Genomic DNA, 15733 nt, shown 5'->3' with positions numbered 1-15733 from the left:
TTCCCCGGCCGGGCCGTGGGGGGCGGGGCGCTACGAGGCGACCGCGCTCGCCTTCCCTGGGGGGGGCGGGTGGGTGGGGGGGGGCGCGGCGGGCCCCGCGCCGCCTGCCGCGCCGTATCCGCGTGGGGTGCTGGTGGTGGTCGGCGGCCCGCAATACCGCGCCGGCAGCCACCGCCAGTTCACCCTGCTCGCACGCGCCCTGGCCGAGCAGGGCATCCCCGCCATGCGCTTCGATGTGCGCGGCATGGGCGACAGCGGCGGCGATGCCCTCGGTTTCGAAGACCAGGAAGCCGACATCCACGCCGCCATCGACGCCTTCATGGCCTGCGTGCCCGGCATGCGCGAGGTGGTGCTGTGGGGCCTGTGCGACGGCGCTTCCGCGGCCGCCATGTATGCGGGCAGCGATGCCCGGGTAGCCGGCCTGGTCCTGCTCAATCCCTGGGTGCGTACCGAGGAGAGCCTGGCCAAGGCTACCCTGAAGCACTATTACCGTGAGCGCCTGCTCGCGCCGGACTTGTGGAAGAAAATCGCCGGCGGCCGCTTCGGCTTGCGCGACTCGCTGTCTTCCCTGCTGGGCCAGGTACGGCGCGCCATGCAGCCGCCCGCCTCGCCGCAGCTTGTCGCCGGCACGGCCTGCGGCGCGACCCTGCCCGAGCGCATGCACGCCGGCCTGGCGCGCTTCCCGGGACCGGTGCTGGTGGTCCTGAGCGGCGCCGACCTGACCGCGCGCGAATTCGCCGACCTGACCGCCGCCTCGCCGCAGTGGCGCCAACTAATGGCAGCGCCGCGCTTCACCCGGCGCCAGCTTGCGCCGGCCGACCATACCTTTTCGCGGCGCGCCTGGCGCGACGAGGTCGCCGCATGGACCGCACAGTGGGTGCGCTCGTGGTGAAGCGAGTCCTGATGGTGGCCTTCCACTTCCCGCCGCAGCGGGGCAGTAGCGGCATCCAGCGCACCCTCCGGTTTACGCAACACCTGCCCGGCTTCGGTTGGGAACCACTGGTCTTGAGCGCGCATCCGCGCGCCCATCCCGAAACCGGCCAGGATCAGATGGGCGAGATCGCGCCGGGCACCGTGGTGCGGCGCGCCTTTGCCCTCGACACCGCGCGCCACCTGGCCTGGCGCGGCAAGTACCTGGGCTGGATGGCCCTCCCGGACCGCTGGGTGTCATGGGTTCTCGGCGCCGTGCCCGCCGGGTTGGCGCTGGTGCGTCGCTATCGGCCGGAAGTGATCTGGTCGACCTATCCGATCGCGAGCGCGCACTTGATCGGGCTGGCGCTACGCCGCCTGACCGGCCTGCCCTGGGTAGCCGACCTGCGCGATCCCATGCTCGACGACAGCCACCCCTCCGGCCGCCTCAAGCGCGCGGCGACGGCTTGGATAGAGGCGCAGACGCTCAAGCACTGCAGCCGCGCCGTATGCACTACGCCAGGCGCAGTGCGCACCTACGAAACGCGTTATCCGGGCCTGCCGCCCGGACGCCTGTGCCTGATCGAGAACGGCTACGACGAACAGGCCTTTGCTGCGGCGCAGTCGGAGGCGGCGCCACGCGTTCCCCGCGGCGCAGGCCCGCTGATTCTGCTCCACAGCGGCATCGTCTATCCCTCGGAACGCGATCCGCGCCCGCTGTTTGCCGCGCTGGCCTCGCTGCACGCGAGCGGCCGCCTGAGCCCGGCAAACTTCCGGCTGGTGCTGCGTGCCGCGGTCCATGAGGAGTGGCTGGCGCGACTGGCGGCCGAACACGGCATCGAAGAGTTGGTGGAGATCGCGCCGCCCCTGCCCTACCGCGCGGCGCTGGCCGACATGCTGGGCGCCGGCGCCCTGCTGGTGCTGCAGGCGGCAAACTGCAATGCCCAGGTGCCGGCCAAGCTCTATGAATACCTGCGCGCGGGGCGTCCGATCCTGGCGCTGACCGACGCGGACGGCGACACCGCCCGCCTGTTGCGCCAAGCAGGCATCGACACCATCGGCCCGCTCGACGATACCGCCGGCATCGCCGACGCGCTGGAGCGCTTCCTCGACCTGGCGACGGCGGGCAAGGCACCGCTGGCGCCAGAAACGGTCGTGCGGGCCCAGGAACGGCGAGCCCGCACGCTTCAGTTGGCGTCGCTGTTCGACGCCGTGGTGGCGGAAGAGAACGCGGCTGCCGGCGCCAGGCAGGCGGCGAAGTCCTCGAAGGCGCCGTAGGCCGGTGCGGCAGGACGGTGGGCGCCGCACAGGTCCATCGGAGAGGCCTGCGCATCCTGCGCCTGGCGCCGCGGCGGCTGGCCGTCCCAGCGCAGGTCCAGCGCTTGCGCGGCGACGAACAGCCTGCGCTGCGGGTGCAGGCCGGCGTACATCGCCGTGACCGAATTGGTACGGTTGTCACCCATCCGGAGAACCGCGCCATTGCGGCTGGTCACCGGGCCATCGACCATGTTCCCATCCAGTTCCGCGCTGCTCGCCGGGTAGCGGACCTGTACCCCGGCCGTGTCGAGCAGGGTGTTGTCCAGCAGGCGCGAGCCAGCGCCGCTGTTGACGTAGATGCCGGCGTCGGAGCAGCCGGCAATCAGGTTGGCACGCATGACACCGGCCTCGTGCTCGGTGATGCAGCGGCCGTCGCGGCAGTACTGGCGCCCGGTGCCGCCTCCGCCGAACGACAGCCCGACCCGTTGCCCCGGCAGGCCTCGCAGCTTCTGCTCGCACAGCACCACGTTGCGTTCGAAGACGGTGCGCGCGCCCGCACCTTTGGCAAAGGCGCCGTAGCTGATGCGGTCGCCCCCGGCCTTGATGAAGTCGGTGATGAGGTTACCGCGGATGGTCCAGTCGCTGGCCGCCACCAGGTCGACCGGGGTGACCGGGTTGCTGGTACGGCGCGGGGACGTATTGTCCAGGGTGTTCCCCTCGACCAGGCCATGGTCGGGAAAGTCCTTGCCGTCGCCATTGATCTTGAAGTGGGCGTTGAAGTCGACGATGCGGTTGTTGCGCGCGACGAAATGCCTACCCTTGCCGACCACGTGGAAGGCGTGTTCGCAGAAGGCAGCCTGGGCGCAGGCGCCGCGGAACTCCAGGTTTTCGAAGGTCCAGTGCGGCGCTGCCACCACGATGCCTTCCGTGGCGGCGACTTCGATCACCACGCTGCCCGGGTGCTCGGCGCGCACCACAATCGGCACGCCCGCGACGCCTGGCCGGGTGGCGGCCAGGGGGGCGCGGATGCGGTACACCCCCGGTGCGAAGGTGATGACGTCACCGGCGACGGCTTGCGCGAAGGCGCGCTGCGCCTCGGGGACCGAGCCTACCCGCTTGACCGCGGTGGAGGTGGACGGAGGCGCCGGCAAGGGCACCGGCTGGGCGCCGACCTTCAGTGCCGGCAGCGCGTAGGGCACAGGTTCGCCACGGTCCAGATCGCGCAGCGCGGCGCCGATCCAGTTGCCGGTACCGGTAATGATGTCGTTATGGCCGGCGGCGCGCCGCTCGATATAGGGCGCCAGCGCACGCGGCGTGATGCCGTCGGCGTGCAGGTAGGCCAGCCCGCCGCCGGCCGCCACCAGGCCGACCAGCACCGGCGCGGCCGCCAGCAGCAACAGGACGCGCTTCTTACCCAAGCTCATGCCCCGGTCTTGATGCCGTGCCGGCCCATCAGGTCATACAAAGTCGGCCGGCTAACACCCAGCATTTCCGAGGCCTTGACGATGTTGCCGTCGACCCGCGCCAGCGCCTTGACGATGGCCTTGTACTCGGCCTCTTCTCGCACCTGCCGCAGGTTGATCGGTTCTTCCATCGCCGCCTCGCCGGGCAGCCCGAGGTCGTCGGCGACGATGGTGCTGCCGTCGGCCATGATGACTGCGCGCTTGATGGTGTTCTCCATTTCGCGCACGTTGCCTGGCCAATTGTAGGCCTCGATGGCAGCGATCGCATCCGGAGCGAAGTGCAGCGAAGCGCGTCCTTCCTGGGCACAGAACTTGTTCTTGAAGTGGTGCGCCAGCAACGCGGCATCGCCCTCGCGTTGGCACAGCGGCGGGATGGTGACGACGATCTCGGACAGGCGGTAATACAAGTCCTCACGGAAGCGGCCCTGGGCACACAGCTCCTTGAGCTTCTGGTGGGTCGCGCAGACGATGCGCACGTCGACGGGAATCTCTTCGTGGCCGCCGATGCGCTCGATCACGCGCTCCTGCAGGAAGCGCAGCAGCTTGGCCTGCAGGGCCATCGGCAGGTCGCCGACTTCATCGAGGAAGAAGGTGCCGCCGTGGGCCAGCTCGACCTTGCCCTTGGTCTGCTTGGCTGCGCCGGTAAAGGCGCCCTTTTCGTAGCCGAACAGTTCGCTCTCGAGCAGGTTCTCGGGAATGGCCGCGCAGTTGATCGCCATGAAGCGTTCCTTGGCACGCGGCGATAGCTGGTGCAGGGCACGCGCCAGTACCTCCTTGCCGGTGCCCGACTCCCCCAGGAGCATCACCGAGGCCGAGGTCGGGGCGACCTTCTCGATGTTGCGGCAAACTTTCGACATGCCGGGATCGCGCGAGATCACGCCGGCCAGTGGTGAGTCAGCCTGGGCCTGCTGCATGCGGCGGTTTTCCTGCTGCAGGTTGTGCAGGAAGAAGGCACGCTGGATCACCAGGTTCAGCACTTCCGGATCGCAGGGTTTGTTGTGGAAGTCGTAGGCACCCATGCCGATCGCCTTGACGGCGTTGGCGTGGTCCTGGTTGCCGGTCAGGACGATGACGCGGGTGTCCGGTGCCAGCGCCAGAATCTGCTGCAGCGTCGCCAGGCCTTCGGTCGAGCCGTCCGGATCGGGCGGCAGGCCGAGGTCCATGGTGCAGACGGCCGGCTCGTGGCGCCGGATCTGGGCCAGCGCAGCCTCCCGGTCACCGGCCACTACCACGTCGTAGGCGTCAAGGCTCCAGCGCAGCTGTTTTTGCACGCCGGGATCGTCCTCGATGATTAAAAGTTTCGGTTTGGTCTGGCTCACGTTGTTTCCTCTATCAGGCGGCGCGCGGGGCGCGTTGTTCCGCCGGCGTTTCCTGTTGATGTAGCGGCAGCGAGACCCGGAAGGTGGTGCCCGCGCCGGGCTTGCTGCTTACCTCCAGGTTGCCGCCAAGTTCAATGATGTATTCACGGCTTTCGAACACGCCGATGCCCATGCCGGCCGACTTGGTCGAGTCGAAGGGCTTGAACAGGCGCTCGCGGATGAATTCCTCGCTCATGCCTTCGCCGGTGTCGGCGATCTCGATGACGGCGCGATCAGCTTCGCGCAGCAGGCGGATCTCGACGCTGCCGGTGCGCGGCGTCGCCTCGATCGCATTCTGGATCAGGTGTCCTACCACGCGCTCGAGACGCTCGCGGTCGGCCAGCACGCGTAGCGAGGCATCGTCGATCGTCAGCACCGGCTGCGGCACGAACGCGGCCTTCAGCGCCACCGCCTGGGTCACCACCTGGTTCAGCGCCAGCGGCAGCGGTTGCTCGGCATTCTCGCTGCGGCTCAGCTTTTGCAACATGATCTTCATTTTCTGCACCGAGTAATCGACCGTCTCCAGCATGTCGGCCTGGAACTCGGGATTGTCCTTGTGCCTGGCGGCGTTGGCGTTCATCAGCGACAGCTGCAACACCAGGTTCTTCAGGTCGTGCACCACGAAGGTCGACATGCGGTTGAAGGACTCGAACTGGCGCGCCACCATGAGCGCGTTGGCGGCATCCTGCTGGGCCAGCTGGCTGGCGGCCTGGCTACCCGCGATCTCGAGCACGTCGATCACTTCCCAGTTCAGTTTCACAGGGCTGCGTGGGTTCTGCAGCAGCACGAAGCCGAACAGGCGCGCATGCAGCATCAGCGGCACCACCAGCCAGGCGCGCGGGACGCTTTCCAGCCATTCGGGTAGCACCAGGGCATCGTACTTGTCCGGGCTGTGCGCGTATTCATGCAGGTCGATCACCCACTGGCTGGTCTCGAGGAACTGGCAGAACGGCGAATCGGCCGGCTCGGAGCAGGTCAGCACCGGCACCTGCCAATGGGCCACCGGCTCGAAATGCCCGGCATCGCGGCGCTGCCACAGCATGCCGCCCGGGCTCTCGACCAGCGCGGCCACCGCCTCGATGGCGCGCTCGCCTACGTCCGGACCCGGCTTGGACAGGGTGCGCGTAAAGCGCATCCACTCTTCGCGGTAGTCGTAGTTGTAACGGTAGAAGTGCTTGCTGATGAAGACCTTCAGGCGCGCCCGGAAGCTGCCCGAGAACAGCACTCCCATCAGCAGGATCAGGGCGCCGAACAGGAAGGTCACCTGCATCACCGTACCCCAGTTGCCGCCGAAGTAGCGCAGGTAGTAGCCGGCCGAGCCCATCGCCAACAGGTAGATGGCCGCGCCGAACAGGGTGGCCGAGTGGAACATCGCGCGGCGCGACACCTCCAGCGGTGAGGACCACAGCTTGCTGCGCTGAAGCGAGATTGCAATCAGCGGTACGGTCAGGGCGTTGACGAGTCCACGCGCTGCCCACATGTCGGTATCGACGATGCGGAACAGCAGCGTGTGGCTGTAAAGGTAGAAATCATAGGCGAACATGGCACCGATGCCGAGGCAGGCGAACTTCACGGCCCAACGCTCGTGCATGGTGCGGTTGCGGTACACGAGTTCCACCAGCAGCATGCCCGACACTGCCATCGCCACCCGCAGCGCGATCGGAAGCGCGCCGGGACGTTCGGTCAGCGCCAGATTCAGCCAGCCGCCGGCGGCCGCGACCAGGCATACCAGATAGGTGAACGCGCCCAGCATCAGCACCGGCGGCAGGCGCAGCGGCATACGGCTGGCAGGATCGGTGAAGTGGCCGCGCAAGACCAGCAGGAACACGGACCAGGCGGCGTTACGCAGCAATTCGGCGCAGTCGGCCAGCGGCGCCCAGGAGGAACCGTAGGCGGCCTGCCAGGCCAGTACGGCGCCCCACAGGACGCTGGACAGGCAGGCCAGGCCGAGGGCGACGTCGTGGCGGCGGCGCTGGCGCACCGCGAGCGGTGCGCCCAGCACGAGAAAACAGGCGGCTACCAGCGCGTAGCTATAGGCCGCGATGCTGGTCAGGGAAACATCCATGAGGTGGTGGCGGCGCTGGTTCGATGCAGTGCGGGGTCAAGGGGTGACGGACGTGAAGGCGCGCCGGGCGCGCCCCGGCTCAGCGCCCGCTGCGGAACAGCACGACCTTGAGTGTGTTGATCAGGATGAGCACGTCGAGGAACAGGCTGTTGTTCTTCACATAGTACAGGTCGTACTGCAGCTTCTGCAGGGCGTCCTCGGCCGACGAGCCATAGCCGTAGCGTACCTGAGCCCAGCCGGTGATGCCCGGCTTGACGCTGTGGCGCACGTTGTAATACGGGACCACCTCGATCAGCTGTTCGACGAAATATGGACGCTCCGGACGCGGGCCGACGAAAGACATCTCGCCTTTGAATACATTGATAATCTGCGGCAGTTCGTCGATGCGGGTCTTGCGCATGAAGTTACCGAAACGCGTCACGCGCGGATCGTTCTGGGCTGCCCACTGCGGCTTGCCGGCCTTTTCGGCGTCGGTGCGCATGCTGCGGAATTTGTGCACGCGGAAGGTCTTGCCATCCTTACCTACCCGCTCCTGCGAATAGAACACCGGGCCGCCGTCTTCCAGCTTGACAGCCAGCGCGGCCAGCAGCATCAGGGGAAGGGCCATCACCAGGATCAGGAGGCTGCATACCAGGTCGAAGCTGCGCTTCATGAAGGTGCGGGCGAAGCTCTGGTCGAAGCCGCCGCCGAACACCAGCCACGAAGGCTGTAGCGAATCGACGCGAATCTGGCAGGTCTCGCGTTCGAAGAAGGTGGCAGCGTCGGTGACGCGGATGCCTTGCAGCTTGCAGTCAAGCAGCTCCTTGATCGGGAAACCGCCACGGCGATTCTGCACCGACACCACGATTTCCGACACGTTGTGCTGGCGCACCAGCGACACCAGCGAATCGCCGTCGCGCACCTTCAGCAGGTTCGAGGACGGCACGCACAGCTCTTCTCCCGGGGTCGGGAGGTAACCAGCGATGCTGTAGCGGTGATAGTTCGAATTCTTTTGCGCCAGGTCGCTGCACTCCTTGGCCAGCGGGCCACTCCCGAGGAACATGATGCGCGACTGCAGGAAGCGTGCCTCGGACGACTTGAAGAAGGCCATGCGCGCCAGGAAGATGCCGATGCCGGCCAGGGCGAACACGATCGCCATGGTGCCTCGCCCGAAGGACAGCTCGGGCGCCATATAGAACACCAGTGCCAGGATCGCAAAGCCCATCAGGAAGGAAGGCATCAGCTTCATGAAGAAGGGATGGCGCAAGCCTTCGTCGAAGTCGAGCTGGTACATGCCCATGGCGCTCATGCTGAAGATGATCGCCACCGTGAATGCCACTGCCGAGGTAAAGAAGTGGTCGAGGTGAGCCGCCGCGGTCGTGTCGCCGTATTCAAGCATGCGCAGCGCCGCGCCGACATACGCTGCCCCCAGCAGCACCAGCACCTCGACGAACAATAGCAAGAAAACGATTTTTGAAACGTAATGGTTAGAGATCCTGAACACAGTACCCTCCCTGATTCTTATTACTTTTATACAATCATGCAGCAGTCTTGAGTGACGGAGCCAGGTGCGCGACGTACCACGCCATCGCCTGTTGCAAGCCTTCGCTGATGCGGTATGTCGGCTGGTAGCCCAGCAGCGTAGCCGCCTTGCTGATATCCGCTTGCGAATGGCGCACGTCACCGCGCCGGAAGTCGACGTATTGCGGCTGGTGCGTCTCCAGGTGCGGGAAACGCTCCCGCAACAGGTCGCGCATCATGCTGTATAACTGGTTCAGGCTGGTTCGGTCGTTAACCGCAATGTTGTACACCTGGTTGGCGGCTTCGGCGGGAGCCAGGGCCGACAGCAGGTTCGCCTGCACCACGTTGTCGATGTAACAGAAGTCGCGGCTGGTCTCACCGTCGCCGTTGATCCGCAGTTCGTCGTTGCGGATCAGGGCCGCCACCCATTGCGGGATCACGGCGGCGTAGGCGCCGTGCGGGTCCTGGCGCGGGCCGAACACGTTGAAATAGCGCAGCCCGATCGACTCAGTGCCGTAGGTACGGCCGAATACGTTGGCGTACAGTTCGTTCACGTACTTGGTGACCGCGTAGGGTGACAGTGGGTTGCCGATGCGGTCTTCGACCTTGGGCAGGTCGGGATGATCGCCGTAGGTCGAGCTCGACGCGGCATAGACGAAGCGCTTGGCGCCGACATCGCGCGCCGCGACCAACATGTTGAGGAAGCCGTCGATATTGGTTGCGTTGGTGGTCTGCGGGTCGTCGATCGAGCGCGATACCGAGCCGAGAGCGGCCTGGTGCAGCACGAAATCGACGCTCTGGCAAGCCGCTTGGCAGGCACCAGCGTCGCGGATATCGGCTTCGATGAAATTAAATTTCACCCAAGCGTCCTCTGTGACAGATTCTTTCACCTGCTGCAGGTTGTGACGATGCCCGGTGGCGAAATTGTCAAGTCCAGTGACCTGCTGGTTCAGCTTCAGCAAAGCTTCGACCAGGTTCGAGCCGATGAAGCCGGCTGCGCCGGTCACGAGCCAGTGATAACGATGCTGCAACAGATGCTGCTGGATCTCTTGGAACTTATTCACTCTCATACACTTTCACGGTCACGCCAGGGATGATGCCGCCGCATATCGCGCGACGGTCCGGGTGGAACCCGGCAATCAGAGACGCCAGACGCAGTAGCCGGCTTCCTGCAGAGCCTTGGGATCGAATTGCGACTTGACGTCGATGAAGCATGCATTCGGGTTCAGCTTCGACTGGAAGTCGGTCAGCGACAGGGCCAGTACTTCCTTGTGCGGTACGGTCACGATGACGGCGTCGGCCTGCGGAAGGCTGTCCCAGCTTTCCAGCTTGATGCCGTATTCGTGCTGCGCCTCCTCGGCGTCGGCCAGCGGATCGAACACGTGCACCTCGACGCCGTAGCTTTCGAGTTCGTGAACGATGTCGGCCACCTTCGAATTACGCAGGTCCGGGCAATTTTCCTTGAAGGTCAGGCCGATCACGTTGACCCTGGAACCCTTGACATGGAAACCGGCCGAGATCATCGACTTGACGGTCTTCTCGGCGACGAACTTGGCCATGCCGTCGTTGATGCGGCGGCCGGCCAGGATGACCTGCGGGTGGTAACCGATCATCTCGGCCTTGTGGGTCAGGTAGTACGGGTCCACGCCGATGCAGTGGCCGCCGACCAGGCCCGGACGGAAGGGCAGGAAGTTCCACTTGGTACCCGCCGCCTTGAGCACCTCGAGGGTGTCGATACCGATCTTGTCGAAGATGATCGCCAGTTCGTTCATCAGCGCGATGTTCAGGTCACGCTGGGTATTCTCGATGACCTTCGCGGCTTCGGCCACCTTGATGCTGGAGGCGCGGTAGACGCCGGCAGTGACGACCGATTCGTACAGCTGGGCGATGCGCTCGAGCGATTCGTCGCCGTCGCCCGACACCACCTTGAGGATGTTCGTCAGGGTGTGTTCCTTGTCGCCCGGGTTGATGCGCTCCGGCGAGAAACCGACGTGGAAGTCCTGTTTCCACTTCAGGCCCGATTGCTGCTCCAGGATCGGGATGCAGACCTCTTCGGTTGCACCCGGGTACACAGTCGATTCGTAGATGACGACGGCGCCGCGCTTCATGTGGGCGCCGACTGACTTGCTGGCGCCGATCAGCGGAGTGAAGTCCGGGTTGTGGGCGATGTCCACAGGTGTTGGAACGGCAACAACGATGTAATCAGCCTGGGCCAGCATGGCCGGATCGGTCGTCACTTCGAGATGGCGCGCTGCGCGCAGGTCGCTCGAAGAGACTTCGCCAGTGGGGTCGACGAATTGCTTATAGCTCTCGATCTTGGTGGTCGAGAGGTCAAATCCAATAGTGCGCCCATTCTTGCCGAACTCGACTGCCAGCGGCAAGCCGACATATCCCAGCCCAACGACGGCGACTACTTCATCTGCTTTCATTATCGGATTCCGCTCAAGAATTAAATTTTGCTATTATGCTAACTTCCAATATAGCACGGAAGCTCAGCGGTACTCAACAGAGCACTAAAGATTTGGGACAACACAACAACATGCACCCGAAAACGATATCTAAATATTATTTATCGAAAGCTTAAGCACAAATTTCCTAACAAATCTCTTGCCTCATGCTTGCAGTTGCTGCAAGAACCATTTCAAGTAGGTTCATGCTCGAAGTGCGCTGAAGCCGCATTTGTTTCACTGGTGCAATGAATGTCATTTTAGCATTTTCTTAGTTTCAAGTTTGTTGCAAAATTCAATCGTGCGCGCCTCCGTTCAGGCTGCCGACAGCGTTCAGCACATGCAAGCCGAGTTGATTTAAAATGTCTAAATTGCAATCCTGAAGTCGAGAACATGCCTGCACAACCAAACTGGGCCGTAGCCATCATTGCCGCGCGCGAAAGCATCGAAACGCTGAGGTCGACGATCGAGGCCACGGTGGCAGCCTCGGCAGGCAGAGATACCATCATCGATTTGCTCATCAATGGCAATGCAGGGCTTGCCCGCGAGTGCGCGGCTTGGGCCGGTGCTTCTTATGGGGGCACGGCCTGGCTCAGGATCTGGTCCATCGAACAGGGCGACAAGGCCCATGCCTGGAATGAATATGTCCATCGAATCTGGCCGGCAGGGCGCACGGCCTTCTTCCTCGATGGTTATGCCAGGCCGCGCATTGATGGACTGGCGCAGCTTGACGCTAGCCTGGCCGCGGCGCCGGAAGCCTTCGGCGCCACTGGCGTACCGACCAGCGGACGCTCGGCACCCGCACTGCGGGCCGCGATGCTGAGCGGCGGTGGTTTCCACGGCAATATGAATGCAATCCCAGTCCACGCGATGGCACAGTTGCAGACGAGCGGATTCCGCTTGCCCCTGGGACTCTACCGGACCGACTCGCTGATCGGCTCAGTACTCATGTTCGCCCTCGATCCGGTCACGCAGCAATGGGAACCGCGGCGCATCGTCGTCAACGGCGACGCGACCTGGGATGTACCGGGCCAGGCCGACTTCACAGTAAAGAACATCGTGGCCCAGTTCAAGCGCCGCCAGCGACAGGCGCAAGGCGACCTGGAAAACCGCGCCGCGCGCGAGCACATGGTGGGTCGCCGGCTGCCCATCACCCGCTTCCCGAAAACCGTGCGTGAGTTGGTACTGGGTTGGATTGCTGCGCATCCAGACGAGGCGCGCCGTCTTTACCTGAAAAATCCGCTGCGCCTGCGCGCTGCGCGCCGGATGCGTGCCCCACAAGACTGGTCGGCAGCCGCACGCGCGCCGGAGCTGCTCTACGGTATGCAGGACATGCGGCGGACAGCCGAACAGCCGGGTTGACGGTCCTAGGCGGCTTGCCGGTCGCCACGCCTTTCACGGAATACGCGCGCGGACAGGCGGTCGGCCAAACGGCCGAGTACCACCGACACCACGACGATGAGGCAAAGCGAGAGCAGGAAATCCGCAATCCAGTGGCCTGTCGGCTTGATGAATAGGCACATGTGCACAAGGAAGATTTCTAACACGTATCTATCGAGAACGGCAATGTGGTCGATCACGGACCACTGCGGTAACTGAACCACCGTCAGCCAGACCGCAACCGACAAGCCGCCGGCAGCGAGCAGCACGGTATTGAGCAGCTTTATCCCCATCAGGTTGAGCACCAGCAGTGCTCCCCACAGCGACAAGGTGAGTGCCAGTGCCCATGTGGCCGGCAAGCGCGGTCGGTGCGCACCCCACGCAACTCCGGCGACAAAGGCATAGGCCGTCAGCCACAACTCATGGCCGACCTTGATGTTTTCTGCCAAGTACACCGCCAATATGACACCACCGCCCAGCAGCACCGCTGCGGAGCGCTTGGTACGCGCCGCCTGTGCCAGATAGGGATAACTGAGGTAGAACAACAATAACAGCGTAAAGAACCACAGGCCGTTTCCAAGTACGCTTTCGTTCTTGACGTGCATCCAGTTGAGTACCCCGGAGAGGCCGGCCAGGTGTACCAGCGAATGCCAGTGCCAAATGGTATTGCCCCGCATCCCTTCCAGCACCACGATAAACAGCATCACCACCCAGAATCGCAAGCCCAGGCGCTCGATCTTCTTGCGCCAGAAACGCTCGCGGTCGACACGCTCTCCGTAAATTGCGGACGTGAAATAAACAGAAGAAAAAGCGAAGACAAGAAGGCCGAAGGTGACGGGTATCCACAGAATCGTTCCGGTGTACCAATGTCCGGTCACGACGGTCAGGATGGCCATGACCTTGGCAAAAGAAAAATTCCTGCTGAGTGAAGGCGTAATCGCGCTAGCCGCCACCGGTTTGACAACATCCGATTCGTTCGACTCAACGAGTGTGGGGGAAGGCATCATAAGCGACGCTGATTGTAAGAAATAGCTATCAACGTAACATATAGATCGATCAGTCTCAATCTACACTGAGAGAGATTCCTATGGCGATAGATCGATCTGAAGGGAATCAAAAACTGGCGCGGCTGGCGGGGATCGAACCCACGACCCTTGGCTTCGGAGGCCAATACTCTATCCACTGAGCTACAGCCGCATTGGTAAGACAGAAAGTGATGCGAAGGATACAGTCTTTCTCCCACCGCGTCCATGGGCAAGCTATTGTGCACTCAGGAATTTCGTTACATTACAGCAGCTTTATGTCTATAATCGTTCGCTTCAAGGCGTTTGTAAAAAAGCATCTGATCGCAAGCACCGGGGTAGCAGGTTTTTTTAATTGAATTAAGGAAATCATGAGCGACGCACACAACGAACACCAATCCCTGATCCGTACTCCGAAGCAGCTGGTTGCCGCGGTCACTGCTTTCTTTCTGGTCATCGTCATCGGCATTATCCTCCTCGTGATTTTCGCCACCAATGATCGTCTCACCGGTGCCGGTACCGACAGCCAGAGTGCCGAAGCCGTGGCAACGCGTGTGCGTCCGCTTGCTGAAGAAGGTTTCACCCTGGTGGATGCCAACGCCCCGCGCGTCCTGCAAGCAGGCAATGCCGTCTACGCCGCCGTTTGCGCGGCCTGCCACGATAGCGGCGCTGCCGGCGCTCCGAAAACCGGCGACAACGCCGGCTGGAACCAACGCCTTGCACAAGGCTACGACACGCTCGTCAAGCATGCGATCGAAGGCATTCGCGCCATGCCGGCAAAGGGCGGCAACCCGGACCTGGACGACGTGGAAGTCGCCCGCGCCGTGGTCTTCATGGCGAACAAGAGTGGCGCTGCGTTCAAGGAACCGCCAGCCCCTGCACCTATGACGGCGCCTGCAACGACTACTGCCACCACCCTTGATGCAGCGCCCGCAGCTCCTGCGGCCTCTGCCGCCCCAACGGGGGCTGCGACACCGGCCGCCGCCGCACCGGTCGCCACTGCTGATCTTGGAAAAAACGTCTACAACAATACCTGTGTAGCGTGCCATGGCGCAGGTATTGCTGGCGCCCCCAAGCTCGGCGACAAGGCGGTCTGGGCACCACGCCTGGCACAAGGCACCTCCGTGCTGTATGAACACGCGATCAAGGGCTTCCAGGGCAAGACTGGCTTCATGCCAGCCAAGGGTGGCGCAACCGTGCCCGATGCCGATGTAAAGGCGGCAGTTGACTTTATGATTGCCTCCGCAAAATAACTTAGATCACGAAGACCCGTGTTTTTCCTGCTTGAGCTTGCTCAAGCAGTCCCTCCCATTACCCAATTCTTTCTAAAAATTCAACAAAAATTCGTTGCAACCAAATAATATTCGTTAGATTACGGATAATATTGTGTTGTATTTGGACGAGTTTCTGAACGGACTTTGTGATTCCTCTGGGAATCTAAATTTCTTTGGAGTAATCTTCCGGTCTATAGGGCGTACCTGATACCCCATTTCCTGAAGAGATACCAAATGAAAATTTCCGTGAATTTCCTAAAGCTTCGCACTGCTGTTGCCGCGCTGGCAGGCGTCGTCCTGGCTGGCTGCGGAGGTAGTTCGAGTGTTGAATCCCCCCCTAGTAGCAGCCTGCAAGGCACCCGTCTCCTGAGCACCGCCCCTGCTCCAACCACCAGCACCGCGACTTTTATCCCGCAAAGCCGCGGGACCGTCGCTGCTGCGAACAGCGCGATGTCCGGCACCGTCACCACCATCCGCTTCGAAAGTAGCTCGGCTGCAGCGCAGACCAATGTTCCGGTCACCTTTGCCCAGGTCTTCGCGCCGGGCCATCTCTCGACGGCCGCATCGCTCGTTGGTCGCCTCGACAGCGGTATCGTCGTGCCGCTGCAACTGAACATTAAAGCCCTGCACCCTGACGGTTCGGTGCGTCATGCCGTCATCTCCGCCGTCCTGCCTGCGCTGGGCGCCCGCGAAGTCCGCACCATGACGCTTGACCGTAGCACTGCAGTGAGCAATCCGGCAGGCAATGTCGCCTCGCTGCTCGATGCTGGCTTCACGGCGTCGTTCGACGCCACCATCGATGGCGTGCGCTATACCGCGTCGGCAGACGAGCTGCTGAAAACCGCAATCCCGACCGCCTGGCTGAACGGCGCTACCGCCAACGAATGGCAAGTGTCGGCCCCATTGAAAAACAGCGCCGGCGCCGCCCACCCGCACCTGAGTGCGCGCTTCTCGGTGCGCTGGTACGAAACCGTCAGGAAGGCCCGCGTCGACGTCGTCGTCGAGAACAACTGGGCGTATGAAGCAGCGCCGCAGAACTTTACCTACGACGCCCAAAT

11 protein-coding genes, 1 tRNA gene and 1 pseudogene are annotated in these 15733 nt (G+C 63.2%); 5 read left to right on the top strand and 8 right to left on the bottom strand.

Going from position 1 to position 15733, the window contains the following annotated elements:
• Both ACK4S9_RS05725 and ACK4S9_RS05720 read left to right on the top strand, forming a co-directional pair.
• Positions 1-892, top strand: an 892-nt coding sequence (locus ACK4S9_RS05725; RefSeq protein ID WP_409722696.1) for a hydrolase 1, exosortase A system-associated, incomplete at its 5' end; no start/stop codon positions are given.
• Complete coding sequence (locus ACK4S9_RS05720) at positions 862-2187, top strand: glycosyltransferase (RefSeq protein ID WP_409722693.1); 1326 nt, start codon at positions 862-864, stop codon at positions 2185-2187. The genes ACK4S9_RS05725 and ACK4S9_RS05720, both read left to right, overlap by 31 nt.
• On the opposite strand, the gene ACK4S9_RS05715 is transcribed toward ACK4S9_RS05720, so the two are convergent.
• The 6 genes from ACK4S9_RS05715 to ACK4S9_RS05690 form a co-directional block, all read right to left on the bottom strand.
• Complete coding sequence (locus ACK4S9_RS05715; RefSeq protein ID WP_409722691.1) at positions 2097-3590, bottom strand: right-handed parallel beta-helix repeat-containing protein; 1494 nt, start codon at positions 3588-3590, stop codon at positions 2097-2099. The two genes, ACK4S9_RS05720 and ACK4S9_RS05715, sit on opposite strands and share 91 nt — an antisense overlap.
• Entirely contained in the window at positions 3587-4948 is a 1362-nt protein-coding gene (prsR, locus tag ACK4S9_RS05710; protein ID WP_409722689.1) for a PEP-CTERM-box response regulator transcription factor, read from the bottom strand. Before prsR ends, ACK4S9_RS05715 begins: the two co-directional genes overlap by 4 nt.
• A gap of 13 nt (positions 4949-4961) precedes the next feature.
• Positions 4962-7052 (bottom strand): XrtA/PEP-CTERM system histidine kinase PrsK, encoded by a 2091-nt coding sequence (prsK, locus tag ACK4S9_RS05705; RefSeq protein WP_409722686.1) that lies wholly within the window; start codon positions 7050-7052, stop codon positions 4962-4964.
• Between the two features lie 79 nt (positions 7053-7131).
• A complete protein-coding gene (locus ACK4S9_RS05700; RefSeq protein WP_409723035.1) occupies positions 7132-8487 on the bottom strand; it encodes a TIGR03013 family XrtA/PEP-CTERM system glycosyltransferase in 1356 nt (451 codons plus the stop codon).
• Between the two features lie 82 nt (positions 8488-8569).
• Positions 8570-9622: an SDR family oxidoreductase gene (locus tag ACK4S9_RS05695; RefSeq protein WP_409722683.1), complete on the bottom strand. Its 1053-nt coding sequence runs from the start codon at positions 9620-9622 to the stop codon at positions 8570-8572.
• Positions 9623-9691: 69 nt separating this feature from the next.
• Complete coding sequence (locus ACK4S9_RS05690; RefSeq protein ID WP_409722680.1) at positions 9692-10981, bottom strand: nucleotide sugar dehydrogenase; 1290 nt, start codon at positions 10979-10981, stop codon at positions 9692-9694.
• A gap of 411 nt (positions 10982-11392) precedes the next feature.
• On the opposite strand from ACK4S9_RS05690, the gene ACK4S9_RS05685 reads away from it, so the two are divergent.
• Entirely contained in the window at positions 11393-12361 is a 969-nt protein-coding gene (locus ACK4S9_RS05685) for a hypothetical protein (RefSeq protein ID WP_409722677.1), read from the top strand.
• 5 nt (positions 12362-12366) lie between these two features.
• Here ACK4S9_RS05685 and ACK4S9_RS05680 read toward each other — a convergent pair whose 3' ends face one another.
• A complete protein-coding gene (locus tag ACK4S9_RS05680) occupies positions 12367-13386 on the bottom strand; it encodes an acyltransferase family protein (RefSeq protein ID WP_409722674.1) in 1020 nt (339 codons plus the stop codon).
• 114 nt (positions 13387-13500) lie between these two features.
• A tRNA-Arg gene (locus ACK4S9_RS05675) sits at positions 13501-13576 on the bottom strand.
• A 196-nt stretch (positions 13577-13772) separates the two neighbouring features.
• On the opposite strand from ACK4S9_RS05675, the gene ACK4S9_RS05670 reads away from it, so the two are divergent.
• On the top strand, positions 13773-14654 hold the full coding sequence (locus ACK4S9_RS05670; RefSeq protein WP_409722671.1) for a c-type cytochrome: 882 nt from the start codon (positions 13773-13775) through the stop codon (positions 14652-14654).
• A gap of 255 nt (positions 14655-14909) precedes the next feature.
• Positions 14910-15733, top strand: a pseudogene (locus ACK4S9_RS05665) (hypothetical protein); the annotation flags it as partial.

The sequence above is a fragment of the Massilia sp. genome (genome assembly GCF_046293535.1).
Lineage (GTDB): Bacteria > Pseudomonadota > Gammaproteobacteria > Burkholderiales > Burkholderiaceae_D > Telluria.
Note: the sequence above shows the minus strand (reverse complement) of the source record. Positions and strands in the feature narration are given on the sequence as shown.